Source organism: Paraburkholderia bannensis, assembly GCF_014200455.1.
GTDB lineage: Bacteria > Pseudomonadota > Gammaproteobacteria > Burkholderiales > Burkholderiaceae > Paraburkholderia > Paraburkholderia bannensis_A.
On record NZ_JACHBW010000004.1, the window covers coordinates 32,625 to 52,881 of the forward strand.

Genomic DNA, 20,257 nt, shown 5'->3' on the forward strand with positions numbered 1-20,257 from the left:
TTGCGCCCGCAAGCGACTCGCAGACGCGGGATCGCTAGATACGGTAAATACGTTCGGCGTTGCCGCGAAAGAGCGCAGTGCGCTCGCTTTCGCTGGCGTCGCTTACGATTGACGCATACGCATGCCACAAATCGGCGTAGGAGCCGAACTGGCGGTCCACGGGAAAATTCGATGCGAACATCGCGCGCGACGCGCCAAAGGCGTCGATGGTTTCGAGCACGTAGGGACGCAGACTTTCCACGGTCCATTCGTGATCGAACATCGCGAGACCGCTGATCTTCACCGACACGTTCGGACACGCGGCAAGCACGCGCAGACCGTCACGCCACGCGCGCCAGCCCGGCACGCCGTTGCGGTCCACGAACATCCCCGCATGATTGACGACGAGCGGCACGCCGGGATGGGTGCGCGCCAGCGCGGCGGCTTCTTCCATCTGCGCCGGATAAAGCTGCAGATCGAAGGACAGGCCATGCTGTTCGAGCAACGTGAAGTGCTTGCGCCACGCCGGCTCGCGCATATAGTGGCGGCCCACGTAGTCGTAAAGCGGCTTCGCATGCACGTTGAGAATCTGGCGGATGCCGCGCGTGCGCCCAAACGCTGCGTGCGCGGCAAGCACCTCCGGCGCATTGGGTGCGCTTAAATCGGTGGCGGCAACGATCGCATTGGGCAATCCCTTGCCTGCATCGGCAATCGATTCGAGCCAGCGCGTCTCTTCCACCGGGTCGGCCGGATCGTGATTCGCTTCCACGTGTACAACCTTGAGCACTTCGATATCAGCCGCTTCGCGCAGCAGATCGTCGGGTAGATAGTTATGCTTGAGATCGCGTGCATCGCCCACGAACGACGTTCTCGGGTTCGCGAGCCAGGGATAGTGATGCGTGTCGAGATCCCAGAAGTGAACGTGCGGATCAACCACCTGCATGGCGTGCTCCTCGTAGCGGATCAGGACAGATCAGGGAAGATGGAACACCTGCACCAGCGGCTGCGTCACCGGCACATTGCCCTCGCCGGTCGCCATGATGTCGGCCATGTAGTCCCACCATTTGCGCATGATCGCGGTTTCAGGCAGGCGGTCCATGGTGTGAGTGTCGCGCCGCTTGAGCACCGCAAAGAGCGCATGCGTGCTTTCGTCGAGGAAGATCCAGTAATCAACGACGCCCGCGTCGCGCAGCGCGCTGGCCAGTTCGGGCCATATTTCACGGTGACGCCGCTCGTATTCGTCCCGTTTGCCGGGATCGAGCTGCATGCGAAACGCAACTGTTTCCATGATCGTGTCTCCGTCCAGCCTGGTTGCTGCGTTTTTCTGACGCAGAAGCGGGGGCGTTTTTATAAGCGTTTGCCCTAAGCTCCACGCGTGTCTTCACATGGTTTTGCAGCGATTCGAACGACTATAATTCCGGCATCGATAGCCAACCAATCCGTAGTTGGGATCGGGCGATACACAAACCGGATCGCAGGACTCATGAACCATCAGACCGCCGTCGTTTCGCTCGTCAATCGTCTCAAGTTCAAGCACCTCGCCCTGCTCGTCGCGCTCGACGACGCCCGCAACGTCCATCAGGCCGCCGATGCCATCAACGTCGCGCAGCCCAGCGCCAGCCGCATGCTCAGCGACATCGAAGAAGCCTTTGGCTTTCGTCTGTTCGAGCGCAACGCGCGCGGCATGCAGCCCACGGCGCTGGGCGTCGTCACGCTGGCCTACGCGCGCCGCGCGCTGTCCGACCTCACGCGTTTCGCCGACGATCTCGACGTGAAACGCCGTGGCGGCCACGGCCAGCTCACTGTGGGCGCGATCATGGGCGCCGCGCCCGACCTGCTCGCGCAGGCCGTCGCCACGCTCAAGACCGAACGGCCGCTGTTGCATGTGCGCATCCTTGGCGAAACCAGCGATCAGGTCGTGCAACTGCTGCATCGACGCGACGTCGATCTCGCACTCGGGCGTCTCACCACGCCGCTGCAACACAACGATTTCAGCTTCGAACCACTGGCGCGCGAAACGCTGGTGCTGGTGGTGCGCGCGCGTCATCCGCTGGCCCGCCGCGAACACGTCACGCTCGCCGAACTGATGGACTGGCCGTGGGTCGCGCAGCCCATCACCAGTCCCGCGCGCGAACTCTTCGAAGGCGAACTCGCGCGCGCGGGTCTTGCCACGCCGATGAACCTCACGGAATCGGCTTCTATCTTCGCCACGCTGCAACTGCTTGAAAGCTTCGACGCCGTGGCGATGCTGCCCGAATCGGTGGTGCGCGATCATGTGCGCGGCAAGCTGCTCAACGTGCTGCCGCTCGAAATCGGCAAGAGCCTGCCGGGCTTCGGGGTGCTCACGCGCAAGGGCGAAACGCTCGCGGAACCCGCCGAGCATTTCGTCGGCCTGTTGCGCCGCTTTTCGCAGCCCTTCAAGCCCGACGAAGTCGTTCGCGACATGCGCGTGGCCACTCATTCCTGAGTCCTGATCGATTCACTGCAGGTTGACGAACAGGCCGCCGTCCACCAGCAGCGCCGCGCCCGTCACATAACGCGCGCGATCCGAGGCAAGAAACACCACGCATTGCGCCACGTCTTCGGGCACGCCCAGACGTCCCAGCGGAATGCGCTTTTCGAAGTACGCGCGCTTTTCTTCGTCGGCGAGATCTTCGGCGTTCAGGTCGGTGGCGATGGTGCCCGGCATCACCGAATTGCAGCGAATGCCGTAAGGCCCGAGCGCAATCGCGCATGACTGCATCAGCGAATGCACGCCCGCCTTGGTGGGCGTGTAGTGCGTCTGCATGCCGCCGCCGACGAGCGCGCTGATCGAACTGGTGGCAACAATCGCGCCGCCCGTGCCCTGCTCTTTCATCTGCCGCGCGACGGCCTGGGTAACGTAAAACGCGCCGTTCAGATTCACGCCGATGGTGCGTTCGAGCACGGCCGGCGGCATGTCCAGGAACGAATGGAACGGACAGATGCCCGCGTTGCTCGCCAGCACGTCGACGCGCCCGAAGTGCTCGACGGTCTGGCGCACCAGATCGACACCGGTTTGCGGCGCGGCCACATTGCCTTCCACCGCGATCGCGCGACGCCCGAGCCGCTCGATCTCGTCGAGCACTTCGCCAATAGCCGGGCGACGGCCATACGAGGCGTCGTTATCGCCCCAGTAGTTGATCGCGACATCCGCGCCTTCGCGCGCGCTCGCAATCGCAATGGCGCGCCCGATGCCGCGCGACCCTCCAGTGACGATCACCACCTTGTCCTTGAGCAGCACGATGCGTTCTCCTGCTGAATGTTGCTTAGTGTTGGTAGGGACGCGCAAGCTTGCAGTCCGGATTCAGGCGCACGCCAAAGCCCGGCGTGTCCGGCACTTTCATGCGGCCTTTCACGGGCACCGGTTCGTCCAGCAGCAAGGGCGTGAACATCGGCACAACTTCATCGGCCTTGGGCGCCATCATGAGAAATTCGGCGAACGGCGAGTTGTGGCGCGTCACCACAAAGTGATAGCTGTACACGGATGAGCCATGCGGCACGACCAGCGTGTTGTGCGCATCCGCGAGCGCCGAAATCTTGATGAGTTCGGTCATGCCGCCGCACCAGTTCACATCGGGCTGGATCAGATCGCAGCAACCCATTTCCAGCAGCATGCGAAACCCCCAGCGCGTGGCTTCGTGTTCGCCGGTCGAGACCATCATGCCGCGCGGCACGTTGCGACGCAGTTCGGCGTAGCCCCAGTAATCGTCGGGCGGCAGGCACTCCTCGATCCATTTGAGGCCGTATTCGTTGGCGGCTTCGGCCAGACGCGTGGCGTAACGCACGTCCAGGCTCATCCAGCAGTCGTACATCAGCCAGAAGTCGTCGCCCACGCGCTCGCGCATCGTGGCGAGCTTTTCGATATTCTTTCTGAGGCCCTCCTCACCTTCGGCAGGACCGTGCAGCAAGGGCAGTTTCCCGCCGATAAACCCCATCTCTTTCGCCAGATCGGGCCGCGCGCCGGTGGCGTAAAACACCAGTTCTTCGCGCACCGGGCCGCCCAGCAGTTGATAAACCGGTTCTTCGCGCAGCTTGCCCAACAGATCCCAAAGGGCGAGATCGACGCCCGAAATCGTATTGAGCACCACGCCTTTGCGGCCGTAGTAAAGCGTCGAGTAGTACATCTGATCCCAGATCTTTTCCAGATCGGTCACGCGCTGGCCTTCAAGGAAGCGCGCGAGATGCTTTTCGACGATAAACGCACCGATCTCGCCGCCCGTGGTGACCGCGAAGCCCACGGTGCCGTCACTCGCTTCCACCTCGACCACCAGCGTGCCCAGCACGTCGATGCCGAACGAGCGGCGGCTCTGGCGATACTCGGGATAGCGCGCCATCGGCGTGGAAATATGATCGTCGATCCAATGCCCGTCGGCCTGATCGTGATAGTCCGCGCCGCCTCCGCGCACCGTGAAAGCGCGTACGTGTTTGATAGTAGGCATGGCCATGAATGCTAGCTCCTGAGAGTGAGGGTGCCCGACGTCCGGTCGATGTATGAGGTAAGGCGTGCAATGCGCATTCAACGTGCGCCGCTGGCAGGCTGCTCGAACGCAGCGGGGCGACTGCCCGCGCGCTGCAAGCCCTGCGGTTGTGACCCATACGATGATGACGCTTCGTCCGGCATCGATGTCTCCTGTCGATCCCTTTGCAGAGCGGTCGGCGTGCCGGCCGCTCGTTTATTTATCCGCGCATCAGTAGGTCGCGCGGCCGCCAGAAAGATCGAACACCGCGCCCGTGCTGAACGAGCAATCTTCCGAACAGAGCCAGGTGATCATCGCCGCCGCTTCGTCCGGCATCAGGAAGCGGTTCATCGGAATCTTCGAAAGCATGTAATCGATATGCTGCTGCGACATCGAATCGAAGATCTCGGTTTTGGCGGCGGCTGGCGTGACCGCATTAACGAGCACGTTCTTCGTGGCCAGTTCCTTGCCGAGCGACTTCGTCAGCCCGATCAAGCCCGCCTTCGATGCGCTGTAGTGCGAAGCATTGGGATTGCCTTCCTTGCCCGCCACCGACGCGATATTGACGATGCGCCCATAGCCCTGCTCGATCATGCGCGGCACCACGGCCCGGCAGGTCAGATAGCTGCCGATCAGATTCACTTCGATCACGCGACGCCAGATCTCCACCGGCAATTCCCATGTGAGACCGTTGCCGCCCGTGATACCCGCGCTATTCACCAGCGCGTGAATCGCGCCGTGCGTGTCCACCGTGTGTTGTGCCGCAGCTTCCACCGAAGCTTCGTCAGTCAGCTCGACCTGCACGGCCGAGACGCTGCCAAGTTCGGACAGTTCGGCGCGCGAGCGTTCGAGCCGTTCGGCGTCGATGTCCCACAAGGCCACCGCCGCGCCCGAGCGCAGCGCGCGCTGCGCGATTGCATAACCCAGGCCGCGCGCGCCGCCCGTCACCACCATCACCCGATTCTTGAGATCAAGCTGGTTCATGTCGCCGTCTCCTCACGCATGCGTCGTATCGACCGTCGAAGCGACGGCGCGCTGCTGTTGTTCGCCCAGTCCTGCAACCCCCAGCCGCATGGTCTGCCCCGCACGCAGATACACCGGTTGCGGCTTTTGCCCCATGCCGACGCCAGGCGGCGTGCCCGTCGAGATAACATCGCCCGGTTGCAGGCTCATGAAATGGCTGATGTAGGAGACGACCGTGGCCACATCGAAAATCATCGTGCGCGTATTGCCCTGCTGATAGCGCTTGCCGTCGACTTCGAGCCACATGTCCAGCGCCTGCGGATCGGCGATCTCGTCGCGCGTGACCAGCCATGGCCCGAGCGGCGCGAAGGTATCGGCGCTCTTGCCTTTGTCCCACTGGCCGCCGCGCTCGATCTGCCAGGCGCGCTCCGAAACATCGTTGACGATGCAATAACCGGCCACATGATCGAGCGCGCGCTCGCGCGAGACATAACGCGCTTCCTTGCCGATCACCACGCCCAGTTCCACTTCCCAGTCGACCTTCTGCGCGCCGGGCGGAATCACGACATCGTCATGAGGCCCGCTGAGGGAACTGGTGGCCTTGAAGAACAGCACAGGTTCGGCGGGCACCGGCATATTGGATTCGGCGGCGTGGTCCGAGTAGTTGAGGCCTACGCAGACGATCTTGCCCACTTGGCCAACACAGGGGCCAAGCCGCGCGTCGGCGGGCGCGAGCGGCAGTTGCGCCAGATCGATTGCGCCGAGACGGTCGAGCGACGCAGCGCCCAAAGCCTCGCCAGCCACATCGGGCAGCACGCCCGACAGATCGCGCACACGGCCTTCGCGATCGACCACACCCGGCTTTTCACTCCCCTTATTGCCCCAGCGAACCAGCTTCATGCGGTGTCTCCTGATATTGGACTTGAGCATTGGTCACCAATATAAGGAGGCCGCGATAGCCGGACAATCCGATTGCGGCATGGGGCGATAACAAAAGCGGATCGCGATGCGGCACGACTATTCGCGCACGCAAAAAAGGCGGCGCCCTTTCGGGTCGCCGCCTTTCTACTCCGGGTTTATCCGGAGAAACTTCGTCGCGCGTGGTTGCGCCAGGTCGCGCTTAGTCGCGATTGGCCTGCAGCACCGTCAGCGCAGCCATATTGATGATGCGTCGCACCGTCGAGCTCGACGTGAGGATGTTCACCGGCGCATTCACGCCCAGCAGGAACGGACCCACCGCCACATTGCTGCCCGCGCCCGTCTTGAGCAGGTTATAGGCGATGTTGCCCGAGTCCACGTTCGGGCAAACCAGCAGGTTGGCCGAGCCTTGCAGACGCGAATGCGGCAGGACGCGCTGGCGCAGCGCTTCGTCGAGCGCGCAGTCGCCGTGCATTTCGCCGTCGATTTCCAGATCCGGCGCCTGCTCGTTGACCAGCTTGAGCACTTCGCGCATCTTCGTGCCCGAAGCCGAGCTGCCCGATCCGAAGTTCGAGCGCGACAGCAGCGCCACCTTCGGCTGCAGATTGAGCCATTCCATCTGGCGCGCAGCAGCCAGCGTGAATTCGGCGATCTGCTCGGCGTTCGGGTTGTCGTTGATGTGGGTATCGACGATCGCCACCGTGCGCTTGTCCAGCAGCAGGATGTTCATCGCCGCGTAGGTCTTGGCGTTGCGCTGCATGCCGATCGCTTCGTCGACGAAACGCAGGTGGTCGTGGTACGCGCCCACCGTGCCGCACACCATGCCGTCGGCGTCGCCCAGACGCACCATCATCGCGCCAATCAGCGTGAGACGGCGGCGCATTTCCACACGCGCCATTTCCTTCGAAATGCCGTCGCGGCAACGCAGTTCCCAGTACGTGGTCCAGTATTGATGGAATCGTTCGTCGTACTCAGGGTTGGTGACTTCCACGTCCTCGCCCAGCTTCAGACGCAGGCCGAACTTCTCGATACGGGCGAGCAGCACTTCCGGACGGCCGATCAGGATCGGACGCGCCAGCTTTTCGTCGACGATCACCTGCACCGCGCGCAGCACGCGCTCTTCCTCGCCTTCCGCGAACACGATGCGCGACTTCGCGCCATCGCGCACGAACTGGCGGGCGGCCGCGAAAATCGGCTTCATGAACGCGCCCGAGTGGTACACGAACTGTTGCAGTTCGTTCGTGTAGGCGGCGAAGTCGTCGATCGGCCGCGTCGCCACGCCGTCTTCCATCGCGGCCTTGGCCACCGCCGGGGCGATACGCACGATCAGGCGCGAATCGAACGGCTTCGGAATCAGATACTTCGGGCCGAAGCGCAGGTCGTACGCGCCATAAGCAGCGGCGACCGAATCATTGAGTTCTTCTTCGGCGAGACCGGCAATCGCGTGCACCGCTGCAATTTCCATGCGACGCGTGATGGTGGTTGCGCCCACATCGAGTGCGCCGCGGAAAATGTACGGGAAACACAGGACGTTGTTGACCTGGTTCGGGAAGTCCGAACGGCCCGTGGCCAGCACCGCGTCCGGACGCGCTTCGAGCGCGACTTCGGGGAAGATTTCCGGCGTCGGGTTGGCGAGCGCCAGAATCAGCGGCTTGTCGGCCATCTTCTTGACCATTTCGGCTTTGAGCACGCCGCCGGCCGACAGTCCGAGGAACACGTCCGCGCCTTCGATCACTTCGGAGAGCGAGCGCGCCGACGTATCCTGCGCGAAGCGCTCCTTGTCCGGGTCCATCAGCGTCTTGCGGCCTTGATAGACCACGCCGTCAAGGTCCGTGACCCAGATGTTCTTGAGCGGCAGGCCCAGATCGACCATCAGATCCAGACAGGCCAGCGCCGCCGCGCCCGCGCCCGAGGTCACGACCTTGACCTCGGTGATGTCCTTGCCGACAACCTTCAGACCGTTGAGGAAGGCCGCAGAAACGGTAATCGCCGTGCCGTGCTGATCGTCGTGGAAGACCGGAATTTTCATGCGCTCGCGCAGCTTGCGCTCGACCGTGAAGCAGTCCGGCGCCTTGATGTCTTCCAGATTGATGCCGCCGAAGGTGGCTTCGAGGCTGGCGATGATGTCGACGAGCTTGTCGGGATCGCTTTCCGTGATTTCGATGTCGAACACGTCGATGCCGGCGAACTTCTTGAACAGCACCGCCTTGCCTTCCATCACCGGCTTCGAAGCCAGCGCGCCGATATTGCCCAGACCGAGCACGGCCGTACCGTTCGTGATCACGCCCACCAGATTGCCGCGCGCGGTGTAGCGGAACGAGTTCTGCGGATCGGTGACGATCTCTTCGCAGGCCACCGCCACGCCAGGCGTGTAGGCGAGCGCGAGGTCGCGCTGGGTGACGAGCGGCTTGCTGGCCGTCACCGAGATCTTGCCCGGGGTGGGAAATTCGTGATATTCGAGGGCGGCCTGGCGTTCGGTCTGGTTCATGTGCTCACTCTGATGATGGGCCCCGCGCCTGGGCGGCGCGGCGGTCATGTTCGAATGAGGCGATTCTAGAGAGCCGTCATAAGCTGCCCATTTTGATTTAGTATGGGGCCATTATTTTTTCATGATGCCTCCCCCAATCCCGCCCCGGCGGGCGGCGCGGGCGTCCCCAGCCCGCCTGGCCTCGCCCGGCGGGTCTCCCGGATAAGCGGATCGTGTCGTTTAGTATCGAAGAAGTCACCCGGCGCCTCAATTCGCGCCTCAAAATGCGTCATCTGGTGCTGCTGCTGCAGATCCGCCAGCACGGCTCTCTCACGCGCGTGGCGGAACACATGGCCACCAGCCAGCCCGCCGTCACCAACGCGCTCGCCGAAATGGAGAGCATGTTCGGCGCGCCGCTGTTCGAGCGCTCGCCGCGCGGCATGACGCCTACGCCACTGGGCAATGTGGTGCTCACGCGCGCCCAGGCCATGTTGCACGACCTCGACCACCTCGCGCGCGATATCGAAGCCGTGGTGGCGGGACACGCGACGCGCCTGCACGTGGGTGTGATCCCGTTCATCTCGGGGCGCACGCTGGCTGCGGCGATCCGCCTGGCGCAATCGCGTCTGCCGCAGCGCGTCACCATGACGATCCACGAAGGCACCAGCGACGCACTGCTGCCGCAACTGCGCGACCACACGCTCGATCTTGTGATCGGGCGCGCTTCGGCCACGGTGGACGTCACGCAATTGCGCTTCGAAGTGCTGTATCAGCAGACGCCACGGCTCATCGCCAGCCGCCGTCTGGCCGCGCGACTCGGACGCAGCAAGGCGAACTGGCAGAAGCTCGCGGAACTCGACTGGATTCTGGGCGCGCCCAATACGCCGATCCGCGAGCAGATTGCCGATCTCTTCCTGCATGCGGGCGTGGCGCCGCCGGTGCCGATCATGGAGAGCTACACCTCGCGGCTGATTGGCGAGATGATCGCGGCGAACGAGAACGCCGTCTCCATCGTGCCCGCCGATATCGCCGAAGAACTCGTGCATATCGCGGGCGTGGCGATCGTGCCGTACACCTTCGACTGGACCCTGCCGCCCATCGCCCTGTTCACGCGCGCGGGCGTGCTGCGCGAAGTGGATAGCGTGTTCGGCCAGGCGCTGCGCGAGTTGTATCCGGAAGCGGAAGCCGCGCGGCGCTAACGCGCGTCGTAGATTTCAGCGCCTGTTTTAAGCGGTTTTATGCCTGCGCGCCCGAACTCAAGGATTGAAATGAAACTGAGCGAACTGAAAGAATTCGATGGCGCGGACTATCTCAAGGACGAAAAGACCATCCGCCATCACGTGGCCGCCGCGTTCGAGGAAGGCGACCCGCGCCTGATTCAGGCCGCGCTCGGCAATGTCGCCAAGGCGCGCGGCATGACGGCGCTGGCGCGCGACTCGGGCGTGAAGCGCGAAGCCCTTTACCGTGCGCTGTCCGAAAGCGGCAACGCCGAATTCGCGACCATCATGAAGGTCGTGCGCGCGCTCGGATTGCATCTGACTATCCCGAAGACGATCCGCAAACGCGCCTGAAATCTTGCATCTGCCGTATCCCGCAGCGGCCGCTCGCATGATCCAGCTGCGCGGCCGCTACGGAAATTGGCGACCGCCTCAAACCCGCGCCGCCACCGCACGCTGCTCGCTCGTCACCGCCTCGCCCTGCATGCGCGACACCAGCATTAGCGCGCACACCAGCGTGATCAGCACGTGCACAATGCCCAGCGCCACCACCGAAACGATGCTGCCCGTCGCGCTTAACAGGAACTGCCCGAGAATCGGCGTCGTGCCCGCAAACACCATCCCGCAGATCTGATACGCGAGCGAAATGCCCGTGTAACGCACCTGCGCCGGAAACGCCTTCGCCAGCATCCCCGCCATCGCTGCGTAGTAGAGCGAATGCGGAATCGACGCCAGCGCCATGCCGAACATCGCGAGCTTCGTCGAGCCCGTGGCGATGAGCGAGAACATGATCGGCAGCGCGACGATCTCGGGAACCAGCATGAAAATGATGGCCTTGCGCAGATCGAGCTTCGTGGCCAGCACCGCGCCAAACGGCTGCACGATCAGCTGCACGACGATGGCGAAGGTGATCACGCTCAGAAACTGCGTGCGATCGAAGCCGATCGACGTTACCGCCCACGACAAGGCGAACGTGGTCTTGAAGTAAGTGGCCGAGAGCGCGATCACACACGCGCCCACGCCCATCGCCACCAGCGCCTTGTGATGGCGCAGCACTTCGCCAATCGGCAGCTTCACCACCTTGTTCTTCGCCTGCAGCTCCTTCATGGCCGGCGATTCGTCAACGCTCATGCGGATCAACATCCCCACGATCACGAGCAACGCCGACATCAGGAACGGCACGCGCCAGCCCCAAGTCATGAACTCGTGGTCGGGCAGCGTCGAAATCACGAGAAACGCCACGGTCGCCAGCAGATTGCCAGCGGGCGAGCCCTGCTGCGCGAACGCCGAATACAGGATTTCCTTGCCCCGGGGCGCGTGTTCCGATGACAGCACCACCGCGCCGCCCCACTCGCCGCCCATCGCGATCCCCTGCAAAAGACGCAGCAGAATCAGCAGCACGGGCGCGAGCACGCCCACCTGGCCGTAGGTGGGCAACAAACCCATCGCCGTCGTGCAGCAGCCCATCAGCATGAGCGTGATGATCAGCGTCTTCTTGCGGCCCACCTTGTCGCCCAGGTGGCCGAACACGATGCCGCCGATCGGGCGCGCGAGAAAGCCCACCCAGAACGACGCGAATGCCGCGAGCGTGCCGACCATCGCATTGGTCGACGGGAAGAACAGCTTGCCGAGCACGAGTGCCGCCGCCGTGCTGTAGGCGTAGAAGTCATACCACTCGATCGTCGTGCCGACGAACGAGGCGATGCCGGCCTTGCGGGCCTGGCGATGCCGGGTGTCGAGAGAGGAAGCTGCCAAGGTGAGTCTCCAGATTTTTGTTTTCGACCGCCGTGTTTCCCATCCGAAACACGGGGAATCCGCCTGTCTTTCCGATAAGAAACACACAGCTTTCAACATCAGATGAAAGCTGTGTGAAATGTTCAAATATCGAACATGCTTTCATTTATCGAACGACAGCCAGAAGGTGCGGACTATGGAGCGCCCGTTTCACAGCGTCAATTAAGGGATAACCCGCGTCCTCGGCGCGCTCAGGCTGGACAGCGCCGCGCGCGAGTTAGGTGTTTACCCGCAAGCATATTGTCAGAGAGTTATCGATATGTCGATAATGCTCTCATGGATGTGAAAACTGCAGTACGCGTCTTCGACGTGATCAACCTCTTCGCCGAAGTGCGGCAACCGATGATCTACAGCGAAATTGCGCGTCGAACCGAGATCCCGCTTTCGAGCTGTCATGCCCTTCTGCAAACGATGGTGGCCAAGGGCTACCTCTACGCGCCGGGCGTGAAGGCGGGCTATTACCCCACGCAGCGTCTGCTGCACGTCGCGCGCGACATTTGCAGCGAGGATCCGCTCACGCTGATGTTCCAGCCGTTGCTGCATGCACTGCGCGACGCGACCGGCGAAACCGCCGGGCTGGCGACGCTCGCGGGCAATCGCGTGGTCTATCTGGACGTAGTCCAGTCGCGCCAGAAGATCCGCTACAGCGACGAGCCGGGCGGCTTCATGTCGATCGCGAGCGCGGCCGGCAAGGCGTTGCTGGGCGCGTTGGGATCTGAGGGACGCCGGAAGTTTCTCGACAGCAATCAGCCGCTGCCGCTCGCGGCCGATGGCTCCACGCTGGATCGCGCGAAGTTCGAAGGGGAGATCGAGCAAGGCGTGATCGACGGCTGGCATCGCTCCACGGGCGAGAGCGTCGAAGACGTGGCCGGCCTCTCGCGCGGTTTCCTGATTCATGGCGAGGCGTTTGCGCTCGTCATCGGCGCGCCCAAGGCGCGTCTGCTGAAAAACGAACCGCAAGCCGTGCAAGCGCTGCTCGACGTCTATGCGCAGATACCGCCGTCGCTGCTCGCGATTTGAAGCGCGCTTGTGGCTCGATTGAAGCGCGTTTGAGATGCGTTTGCGATGAAAAAGACGGCGGGGACGCGCACGAAAGACGCGCCGCAAAGCGATGTGGAGGAAGACAGCATGCGTTGGAAGAACCGGCCGGAAGGCTCGAACTGGGGCGACTTCGGACCCGACGATCAGTTGGGCCGGCCCAACCTCATCGGCACTGAGCAGGTGCTCAAGGGCGCACAGGAGATTCGCGCGGGATTGAGTTTCACACTCTCCCTGCCGCTCGACTTTCCGGGCGAGAGCAAGCTCAACGTGCGCCGCCATCCGCCCGTGCTGCGTCCCACCTTTCGCGACGGCCTGCCTTATGTGAATTTCCCGTTCGCGCGCAACGAGCCTTCGGCCACTGATATCGTCAGCGACGACCAGGTGCTGCTCTCGCTTCAATATTCGACGCAATGGGATGCGCTCGCCCATGTAGGCGCCCGATTCGACGCCAATGGCGACGGCGTGGCCGAAAGTGTCTATTACAACGGCTACCGCGCGAATCACGACATCGTCGGTCCGATGGAATATCGCGCGGAAAACGGCTTTGCACCGCACGCCTGCGGCGGCGAGCACAGCCATGCGGACGTGCTCGGCATCGAAAATCTCGCCGTCAAGGGCATGCAAGGACGCGGCGTGCTAATCGATTTCGCCGCGCATTTCGGGCGTGAATGCCGCACGATCGGTTATGACGATCTGATGCGCGTGATGGAAGCGGACAAGGTGGAAGTCGAGCGCGGCGACATGCTGCTGCTGCGCACCGGTTTCGCCGAAATGGTGCTGGAGATGAATAAACAGCCGGACGAAGCGGTGCTCGCGAGCCATTGCGGCGCGCTCGATGGCCGCGACGAACGGCTGCTGCAATGGATCAGCGATTCCGGCATTGCCGCGCTCGCCGCCGATAACTATGCAGTCGAGCGCTATCCCGCGCGCGCGCCGGCAACGCCAGGCGACCATCCGCTGATGCCGCTGCATCATCACTGCCTGTTCAAGCTGGGCCTGCCGCTGGGCGAACTCTGGTATCTGCGCGATCTGGCCGCGTGGCTGCGCGAACATGGACGCTCGCGCTTCATGCTCACCGCTCCGCCGCTGCGGTTGCCGGGTGCGATGGGCTCGCCCGTCACGCCGGTCGCGACGGTTTAAAACGTCGCCCGCTTGCAGGCGGAATCAGCAATCAATCTGGCACGAATTCGATAAGCAATCCTTTCTATCATCGACATGGCTAAAGAACGAGTTCTGATCACCGGCGGCGCGGCCGGCATTGGCGCGGCATGCGCGGCACGTTGCGAGGCGGACGGTTACGAGCCGGTCGTCATCGACCGCGCAGGCGACGGCATTCTCGCCGATCTCAGCGATACCCAGGCCACCGCAGCCGCACTCGAACGCGCTCTGGCAGACGGCCCGATCACGCGCCTCATCAACAACGTAGGCATCGTGGTGCCCAACGACGCCGCGCATCAAACCCTCGAAGAGCTCGAACTGGCGTGGGCGCTCAATGTGCGCTGCGCGCAGCAATGCATGCAGGCGCTGCTACCGGGCATGAAAGCGGCGGGCTTTGGGCGCATCGTCAATATGTCGTCGCGCGCGGCGCTGGGCAAAGAGCTGCGCACCGCCTATTCGGCCACCAAGGCGGCGCTGATCGGCATGACGCGCGTCTGGGCGCTGGAACTGGGCGTGCACGGCATCACCGCGAACGCCATCGGCCCCGGTCCGATCCGCACCGAACTGTTCGACCGCGCCAACCCGCCGGGCGCGCCGCGCACCCAGGCCATCATCGACGCCGTGCCGGTCAGGCGCGTGGGCACGCCCGACGATATCTCGCACGCAGCCTCGTATCTGCTCGACGCGCGCAGCGGCTTCGTCACGGGCCAGGTGCTTTATGTGTGCGGAGGCATGACGGTCGGCGTGGCGGGAGTATGACGATGACGCCCACTGCATTGCGACACGCGGGCATCGTTGGGGCGGGCAGCATCGGCGTAGCCTTCGCGATTGTGTTTGCGCGGGCGGGCTGGCGCGTGCGTCTCTTCGATCCCGACATGCAACGGCGCGCGGCCGCCCCCGCCGAAATCGCACTACGTCTGGACGATCTCGCGCGTTTCGCGTTGATCGACGAGAGCCCTGCGCAGATCGCTGCGCGCGTGCAGATCGTCGATACGCTGGAAGCCGCGGTGATCGACGCCGATCTCGTGCAGGAATGCGCCCCGGAACAGGTCGAACTCAAGCGCGAACTCTTCGCACAACTGGATAAATATTCGCCGCCGCAGGCGATTCTCGCCAGTGCGTCGTCGTTTCTGGCGGCGTCGGAATTCGTCGATCAAAGCCTGCCGGGCCACGCGCGCTGCATCGTCGCGCATCCGGGCAATCCGCCGTACCTGGTGCCCGTGGTCGAGATCGTGCCAGCGCCCTTCACTTCCGCAGCCGCGACCACGCGCGCCATTGCGCTCTATGGCGAAGCGGGCCTCATGCCGGTGCGCGTGAAGAAGGAAGTGACGGGCTTTATTTTCAACCGCCTGCAAGGCGCCGTGCTGCGCGAAGCGTATTGCCTCGTGCGCGACGGCGTGGCCTCCGTCGACGATATCGACACCGTCATGCGCGAAGGCCTTGCGCCGCGCTGGTCGGTGATCGGGCCGTTCGAGACCGTCGATCTGAACACGCGCGGCGGCATCGCCTCGCATGCACGGAAGATGGGGCCCTCGTATGAACGCATGGGCGCGGAGCGCGGCCAGCACGATCCCTGGACCCCCGAACTGGTCGCGCAGGTGGAAGCCGCGCGCCGTGCGGCCTTGCCGCTCGAGCGTTGGGACGCGCGCGTGTCCTGGCGCGACCGGCAATTGATGCAACTCGCGCGGCATCGCAAGAGCGCCACGCATACGGACGACTGAATCGCCCATCACACCCGCCCCGCTCGCGACGCGAGAGAGACCCAAGAACTATTAATACCTGAAAGAGACACAACCATGCAGCGAGTTACTGCCTTCTTCACCGAGTTGATGCGCCGGTATCTGCCCGATCCCTTCGTCTTTGCGATCGGCCTCACCCTGCTCACGATGGCGCTTGCCGTCATCGTGCAAGGCCAGGCCGTCACCGCGCTCACCACCAGTTGGGGCAAGGGCTTCTGGGCGCTGCTCGCGTTCACCACCCAGATGGCCGTGATTCTCGCGATGGGCTATGTACTGGCCACCGCGCCGCTCACCGACCGCTTTCTGAACCGCCTCGTCTCGCATGTCGACTCGCCGCGCATGGCCATCATCGTCGCCACCCTGGTGGGCGGCATCGGCAGTTATCTGAACTGGGGCTTCGGCCTGGTGGTGGGCGGCATCGTCGCTCGCAAGCTGGCGCTGCGTGTGAAGGGCGTGCACTATCCGCTCATTATCGCGTCGGCCTATAGCGGCTTTACGCTTTATGGGCTTGGGCTCTCGGCCAGCATTCCGGTGCTGATCTCGACCAAGGGCCATCCGCTCGAAGCACAAATGGGCATTATTCCGTTATCCGAAACGATTTTCTCGCCCACCATGCTTATCACGAGCCTGGTCACCATCGTCACGCTGCCGCTGCTCAATGCGTGGCTGCATCCGAAGGCCGGCCAGCCCGTGAAGGAAATCGACCGTGCCCTCGAAGAAGCCCCCAAGGCCGCGCCCGCACTCGATATGGACGAAGGCAGGACGCTCGCCAACCGTCTGAATAACAGCCGTGTACTGAGCTATGTGATCGGCGCAATCGGCATGGCTTATGTTGCGCTGCATTTCGTGCAGGGCGGCTCGATCGACCTGAATCTCATCAACTTCTTCATTCTGTTCCTCGGCATCCTGCTGCTCGGCACGCCGATCCGCTACGTTGAGAAGCTCAACGAAGGCATTCGCACGATCAGCGGCATCATTCTGCAATACCCGTTCTACGCGGGCATCATGGCGATCATGGCGTCGTCAGGCCTGGTTAATACGCTTTCCGAGGCATTCGTCAAGGTCGCGACGCCCGCCACGCTGCCCTTCTGGGGTTTGATCAGCTCGTTCGTCATCAACTTCTTTGCGCCTTCAGGCGGCGGCCACTGGGTCATTCAAGGGCCGTTCATGATCGAGGCGGCGAAGACGATTGGCGCGTCGGTTGGCCACACTTCCACGGCCGTGATGCTGGGCAATGCGTGGAACGATCTGGTGCAGCCGTTCTGGATCTTGCCCGCGCTCGCGCTCTCCAAGCTCAAACTCAAGGACATCATGGGCTATACGGTCATCATGATGTTCTGGATCGGGATCGTTTATTCGGTCGCGATTCTCGCCTGGGGTTGATGCGCCTTTTTCCCGAAACGACATTTCCGGAGATTCATCATGCTCTATCTCGTGCACATGCAGGTGCAGATTCCACACGGCACCGACGCCGCTTATGCCGACAAACTCAAGGCCGAGGAAAAAGCCTTTTCGCAGCGCCTCCAGCACGAAGGAAAATGGCGTCATCTGTGGCGCGTCGCGGGCGAGTATGCGAACTACAGCGTGTTCGACGTGGAATCGAACGATGAACTGCACACGTTGCTATCCGCGCTGCCGCTGTTTCCGTTCATGAAGATCAGCGTGACGCCGCTCGCGCAGCATCCTTCTGCGATTGCGCCAAATTGAATTGATATCGCCTCACTAGCCATGCCATTTCTGATCGAGACATTCGACAAGCCCAACCATGCTCACGTGCGCGCACGCGAACGCGAGGTGCATCTGGATTTTCTCGCGCAGCATCAAGCGCTGTTGCTTGCCTGCGGCGCCAAGCTCAACGACGATGGATCGAGCCTGGGCGGCGGCATCTATATCGTCGATGTCGAGACACGCGAGGAAGCCCAGGCGTTTATCGCGCAGGACCCGTTCTCGCAGGTTGGCCTGTTCGAGCGCGTGAGCATCGTCCGCTGGCGCAAGGCGTACGTGGATGGCGTTTGCCATCTCTGAGCATCCCGTCCTCCCTCGAACGGCGCAGCCGGCGAGCGGGGCGGCGAATCCCCCCATCGATTGCAGCCTGGCGTTCGTGCCGTTTCACCGCAGTCTGGGGGGCGCGCGCGGTACGATGAGCCAGACCGACTTTCGCCCGCCCTCAGGCACACCGCTTGCTATCTCCTTGCGGCTTTCAATCAGCCCAGTCCCGGCGTGCACTTGCGCCGCTCACACGCGAGGAGAGAATCGAAATGCTGAAAATGGCTCTGTTCTTTGCTATCGTGGCCATCATCGCGGCCCTGTTCGGCTTTACCGGCGTCGCCGCGGGTGCCGCCGCCATCGCCAAGATCCTGTTCTTTATCTTCCTCGTCCTGTGTATTGCCTTCCTTCTGCTCGGGGTGTTCGTGGCGAAGAAGATCGTCGATTAGCGGTGCGGGCCGGCGCTGCCACAATGGTGGCGCCGGCCCGGCCTGCGCAGTACCCATCCAGATAATCCTGCAATACCACGCTTTACCTGCGCCGCGCTGCGTCCGCCAGCGCGCAATTTGCCTTTAGCCGTCCTTTCGCAAGCCCGTGAATCACGCGTCCTTAATTTTTTCATGTCCGAAACTTAAACAAGGTTTCATTTAGCAGGCCGTTTTCGACATGTGCCTGTAATTGCATGTCCTTAAATTCCAGGTTCCTGCTGCATCGCTGCGAACCTTGTGTATTGGACTACTAACCACACGCTCGTCCAGACACAGATTGACTTATCTTTCTACTACGGAATCGACATGAAAAAAGCGTTGTTGAATACTCTCGCGCTCGCCACCCTGGCTGCGTCGTCGATGGCGCATGCGCAAAGCAGCGTGACCCTGTACGGTACCGTCGACGCGGGGCTCGACTACATCAGCAACCAGAAGTCGTCGTCGGGTCACGGCGCCACCTATGGCATGCAATCCGGCAACGTCAGCACGAGCCGTTGGGGACTGCGCGGCGCCGAGGATCTCGGCGGCGGACTGAAGGCGATCTTCGACCTTGAAAACGGCTTCTCGACCGTGACCGGCAAGGGCTCGAACGGCGGCTATATATTCGGTCGGCAAGCGTGGGTGGGCCTGTCGAGCGATCGATTCGGCACCGTCACGCTGGGCCGTCAGTACGACGCGCTGGTGGACATGATCGCGCCGATGTCGGCGACCGGCTCGGGCTTCGGCGGCAATATCGCCGATCACCCGTTCGACAACGACAACCTGAACAACGACGTTCGCATGAACAATGCGATCAAGTTCCGCAGCGCGATCTACTCGGGCTTCCAGGCCGAAGCGGCCTACGCGTTCAGCAACGCGGGCGGCGAGTTCGCCCAGAACAGCGCCTACACGTTCGGCGCGTCGTGGAACGGCGGCCCGATCAACCTGGCCGTCGCCTACTTCCAGGGCAACCAACCGGGTTCGACCACGAGCGGCGCGCTGTCCGCCGGCACCAACACCGACAACGATCCGATGTTCGTCGCCGCACGCACGCGCACGCTGGGCGCAGGCGGCAGCTACACCATTGGCGCGGCCAAGGTCGGCGTCGTGTTCACGCGCACGATGATCGCTGCGCCCACGGAAATCGCCCAGGGCGGCTCGCTCAATACCTTCGACGCGGACTACCTCACGTTCAACAACTACGAATTGAACGGACGCTACCAGCTCACGCCGCAATTCAGCCTGGGCGGTTCGTACACGTACACCGACGGTTCGCTGAGCCGCGCGGCTGGCAATGCTTCGCCGCACTGGAACCAGTTCATGCTGCAGGCTGACTACGCGCTCTCGAAGCGCACCGACCTGTACCTCGAAGGCGTGTATCAGCGCGTCTCGGGGGCGAACGGCATCCCCGTGCTCGGCAATGCCTCGATCTACAACCTCGCGGCTTCGTCGAGCAACACGCAGGCTGTGGTGGCGGCAGGCATGCGCCTGAAGTTCTGATGATTCGGGCGCGAGCCTGAAATCAGGCAAAAATAAACGGTAAATACGGCGGTGCGAACGGTCCTGGCGACCGGCGCATCGCCGCTTTGTTTTACGCGTCTTTGCGCACGACGAGTTCAGCAAAGCCCGTTTGCGCGTCGTGTTCGCGCGAGAAACTAAAACCTGGCAGCAGCATGACCAGCACTTCCGCGGTGGTGCGTACGATGCAGCCATGCGCAACGTGGCCGCCAAGCACGCGCCCTTGTGCATCGGACACGCTCATGTGCAAATGCGCACCATCGGACGAGAGCGAGCCCGCCAGCGTGAGAATTTCGTAATCGCCGCGCAACGAGGTGGGATCATCAACGCCCGCGTAGCGCAATTCAACCGCGCTCAGACTGCCGATCCCCTGCACCACATAGGCCGCTTCCACAGGCCCCGCCGCAAGCAGGCGGCCAAGCGCATCGCGCAGATCGTCACCGGGCGACAATCTCAGGGGTAGCGCCTGCATGAACGGCTCCTTTTGGGTTGGGGACTATCAGATTACGGCGGCTGGCGGCGGCGTGCAATC

21 protein-coding genes are annotated in these 20,257 nt (G+C 62.9%); 12 read left to right on the forward strand and 9 right to left on the reverse strand.

All coding sequences use genetic code 11. From position 1 onward, the window contains the following. Positions 1-34: 34 nt before the first annotated feature. Complete coding sequence (locus F4827_RS08130; protein WP_183723449.1) at positions 35-922, reverse strand: amidohydrolase; 888 nt, start codon at positions 920-922, stop codon at positions 35-37. A 30-nt stretch (positions 923-952) separates the two neighbouring features. Continuing rightward, entirely contained in the window at positions 953-1,267 is a 315-nt protein-coding gene (gene rhaM, locus F4827_RS08135) for an L-rhamnose mutarotase (RefSeq protein WP_183723450.1), read from the reverse strand. A 195-nt stretch (positions 1,268-1,462) separates the two neighbouring features. On the opposite strand from rhaM, the gene F4827_RS08140 reads away from it, so the two are divergent. Beyond that, positions 1,463-2,446: a LysR family transcriptional regulator gene (locus F4827_RS08140; RefSeq protein WP_183723451.1), complete on the forward strand. Its 984-nt coding sequence runs from the start codon at positions 1,463-1,465 to the stop codon at positions 2,444-2,446. 12 nt (positions 2,447-2,458) lie between these two features. On the opposite strand, the gene F4827_RS08145 is transcribed toward F4827_RS08140, so the two are convergent. The 5 genes from F4827_RS08145 to F4827_RS08165 form a co-directional block, all read right to left on the reverse strand. Then, positions 2,459-3,241: an SDR family NAD(P)-dependent oxidoreductase gene (locus F4827_RS08145; protein WP_183723452.1), complete on the reverse strand. Its 783-nt coding sequence runs from the start codon at positions 3,239-3,241 to the stop codon at positions 2,459-2,461. A 25-nt stretch (positions 3,242-3,266) separates the two neighbouring features. Next, positions 3,267-4,445 carry an L-rhamnonate dehydratase gene (gene rhmD / locus F4827_RS08150; RefSeq protein ID WP_183723453.1) on the reverse strand — a complete coding sequence of 393 codons (1,179 nt, stop codon included), beginning with the start codon at positions 4,443-4,445 and terminating at the stop codon, positions 3,267-3,269. A 243-nt stretch (positions 4,446-4,688) separates the two neighbouring features. Beyond that, positions 4,689-5,441 (reverse strand): SDR family NAD(P)-dependent oxidoreductase, encoded by a 753-nt coding sequence (locus F4827_RS08155; protein WP_183723454.1) that lies wholly within the window; start codon positions 5,439-5,441, stop codon positions 4,689-4,691. A gap of 12 nt (positions 5,442-5,453) precedes the next feature. After that, on the reverse strand, positions 5,454-6,320 hold the full coding sequence (locus F4827_RS08160; RefSeq protein WP_183723455.1) for a fumarylacetoacetate hydrolase family protein: 867 nt from the start codon (positions 6,318-6,320) through the stop codon (positions 5,454-5,456). A gap of 220 nt (positions 6,321-6,540) precedes the next feature. Further along, positions 6,541-8,826, reverse strand: a complete 2,286-nt coding sequence (locus tag F4827_RS08165; RefSeq protein WP_183723456.1) for an NADP-dependent malic enzyme — start codon at positions 8,824-8,826, stop codon at positions 6,541-6,543. A gap of 263 nt (positions 8,827-9,089) precedes the next feature. Between F4827_RS08165 and F4827_RS08170 the strand changes: the two genes are divergently transcribed. Together F4827_RS08170 and F4827_RS08175 are read left to right on the forward strand one after the other, a co-directional pair. Then, a complete protein-coding gene (locus tag F4827_RS08170) occupies positions 9,090-10,004 on the forward strand; it encodes a LysR substrate-binding domain-containing protein (protein WP_221303642.1) in 915 nt (304 codons plus the stop codon). A gap of 69 nt (positions 10,005-10,073) precedes the next feature. Next, positions 10,074-10,376 carry an addiction module antidote protein gene (locus F4827_RS08175; RefSeq protein WP_183723458.1) on the forward strand — a complete coding sequence of 101 codons (303 nt, stop codon included), beginning with the start codon at positions 10,074-10,076 and terminating at the stop codon, positions 10,374-10,376. 78 nt (positions 10,377-10,454) lie between these two features. Here F4827_RS08175 and F4827_RS08180 read toward each other — a convergent pair whose 3' ends face one another. Then, positions 10,455-11,777 (reverse strand): MFS transporter, encoded by a 1,323-nt coding sequence (locus F4827_RS08180; protein ID WP_221303631.1) that lies wholly within the window; start codon positions 11,775-11,777, stop codon positions 10,455-10,457. 315 nt (positions 11,778-12,092) lie between these two features. Between F4827_RS08180 and F4827_RS08185 the strand changes: the two genes are divergently transcribed. From F4827_RS08185 to F4827_RS08225, 9 genes are all read left to right on the forward strand, one after another. Next, positions 12,093-12,836, forward strand: coding sequence for an IclR family transcriptional regulator (locus tag F4827_RS08185; RefSeq protein WP_183723460.1), 744 nt, complete (start codon positions 12,093-12,095; stop codon positions 12,834-12,836). A 108-nt stretch (positions 12,837-12,944) separates the two neighbouring features. Further along, positions 12,945-13,997: a cyclase family protein gene (locus tag F4827_RS08190; protein ID WP_183723730.1), complete on the forward strand. Its 1,053-nt coding sequence runs from the start codon at positions 12,945-12,947 to the stop codon at positions 13,995-13,997. A 75-nt stretch (positions 13,998-14,072) separates the two neighbouring features. Continuing rightward, positions 14,073-14,774 (forward strand): SDR family oxidoreductase, encoded by a 702-nt coding sequence (locus F4827_RS08195; protein WP_183723461.1) that lies wholly within the window; start codon positions 14,073-14,075, stop codon positions 14,772-14,774. A gap of 2 nt (positions 14,775-14,776) precedes the next feature. Continuing rightward, a complete protein-coding gene (locus F4827_RS08200; protein ID WP_260175049.1) occupies positions 14,777-15,736 on the forward strand; it encodes a 3-hydroxyacyl-CoA dehydrogenase in 960 nt (319 codons plus the stop codon). A gap of 75 nt (positions 15,737-15,811) precedes the next feature. After that, positions 15,812-17,137 (forward strand): short-chain fatty acid transporter, encoded by a 1,326-nt coding sequence (locus F4827_RS08205; RefSeq protein WP_183723463.1) that lies wholly within the window; start codon positions 15,812-15,814, stop codon positions 17,135-17,137. Between the two features lie 39 nt (positions 17,138-17,176). Then, a complete protein-coding gene (gene catC, locus F4827_RS08210; RefSeq protein ID WP_027819040.1) occupies positions 17,177-17,461 on the forward strand; it encodes a muconolactone Delta-isomerase in 285 nt (94 codons plus the stop codon). Between the two features lie 21 nt (positions 17,462-17,482). Further along, a complete protein-coding gene (locus F4827_RS08215; RefSeq protein ID WP_183723464.1) occupies positions 17,483-17,779 on the forward strand; it encodes a YciI family protein in 297 nt (98 codons plus the stop codon). Between the two features lie 233 nt (positions 17,780-18,012). Beyond that, positions 18,013-18,189, forward strand: a complete 177-nt coding sequence (locus F4827_RS08220; RefSeq protein ID WP_183723465.1) for a DUF1328 domain-containing protein — start codon at positions 18,013-18,015, stop codon at positions 18,187-18,189. Positions 18,190-18,534: 345 nt separating this feature from the next. Then, positions 18,535-19,707 carry a porin gene (locus F4827_RS08225; RefSeq protein ID WP_183723466.1) on the forward strand — a complete coding sequence of 391 codons (1,173 nt, stop codon included), beginning with the start codon at positions 18,535-18,537 and terminating at the stop codon, positions 19,705-19,707. A 91-nt stretch (positions 19,708-19,798) separates the two neighbouring features. On the opposite strand, the gene F4827_RS08230 is transcribed toward F4827_RS08225, so the two are convergent. After that, positions 19,799-20,197 (reverse strand): PPC domain-containing DNA-binding protein, encoded by a 399-nt coding sequence (locus F4827_RS08230; protein ID WP_183723467.1) that lies wholly within the window; start codon positions 20,195-20,197, stop codon positions 19,799-19,801. Positions 20,198-20,257: the final 60 nt, after the last annotated feature.

Coding starts and splice junctions, on each gene's coding strand:
- F4827_RS08130 (WP_183723449.1), bottom strand. CDS start 922: ATGCAGGTGGTTGATCCGCACGTTCACTTCTGGGATCTCGACACGCAT.
- rhaM (WP_183723450.1), bottom strand. CDS start 1,267: ATGGAAACAGTTGCGTTTCGCATGCAGCTCGATCCCGGCAAACGGGAC.
- F4827_RS08140 (WP_183723451.1), top strand. CDS start 1,463: ATGAACCATCAGACCGCCGTCGTTTCGCTCGTCAATCGTCTCAAGTTC.
- rhmD (WP_183723453.1), bottom strand. CDS start 4,445: ATGGCCATGCCTACTATCAAACACGTACGCGCTTTCACGGTGCGCGGA.
- F4827_RS08155 (WP_183723454.1), bottom strand. CDS start 5,441: ATGAACCAGCTTGATCTCAAGAATCGGGTGATGGTGGTGACGGGCGGC.
- F4827_RS08160 (WP_183723455.1), bottom strand. CDS start 6,320: ATGAAGCTGGTTCGCTGGGGCAATAAGGGGAGTGAAAAGCCGGGTGTG.
- F4827_RS08165 (WP_183723456.1), bottom strand. CDS start 8,826: ATGAACCAGACCGAACGCCAGGCCGCCCTCGAATATCACGAATTTCCC.
- F4827_RS08170 (WP_221303642.1), top strand. CDS start 9,090: ATGCGTCATCTGGTGCTGCTGCTGCAGATCCGCCAGCACGGCTCTCTC.
- F4827_RS08175 (WP_183723458.1), top strand. CDS start 10,074: ATGAAACTGAGCGAACTGAAAGAATTCGATGGCGCGGACTATCTCAAG.
- F4827_RS08185 (WP_183723460.1), top strand. CDS start 12,093: ATGGATGTGAAAACTGCAGTACGCGTCTTCGACGTGATCAACCTCTTC.
- F4827_RS08190 (WP_183723730.1), top strand. CDS start 12,945: ATGCGTTGGAAGAACCGGCCGGAAGGCTCGAACTGGGGCGACTTCGGA.
- F4827_RS08195 (WP_183723461.1), top strand. CDS start 14,073: ATGGCTAAAGAACGAGTTCTGATCACCGGCGGCGCGGCCGGCATTGGC.
- F4827_RS08200 (WP_260175049.1), top strand. CDS start 14,777: ATGACGCCCACTGCATTGCGACACGCGGGCATCGTTGGGGCGGGCAGC.
- F4827_RS08205 (WP_183723463.1), top strand. CDS start 15,812: ATGCAGCGAGTTACTGCCTTCTTCACCGAGTTGATGCGCCGGTATCTG.
- catC (WP_027819040.1), top strand. CDS start 17,177: ATGCTCTATCTCGTGCACATGCAGGTGCAGATTCCACACGGCACCGAC.
- F4827_RS08215 (WP_183723464.1), top strand. CDS start 17,483: ATGCCATTTCTGATCGAGACATTCGACAAGCCCAACCATGCTCACGTG.
- F4827_RS08220 (WP_183723465.1), top strand. CDS start 18,013: ATGCTGAAAATGGCTCTGTTCTTTGCTATCGTGGCCATCATCGCGGCC.
- F4827_RS08225 (WP_183723466.1), top strand. CDS start 18,535: ATGAAAAAAGCGTTGTTGAATACTCTCGCGCTCGCCACCCTGGCTGCG.
- F4827_RS08230 (WP_183723467.1), bottom strand. CDS start 20,197: ATGCAGGCGCTACCCCTGAGATTGTCGCCCGGTGACGATCTGCGCGAT.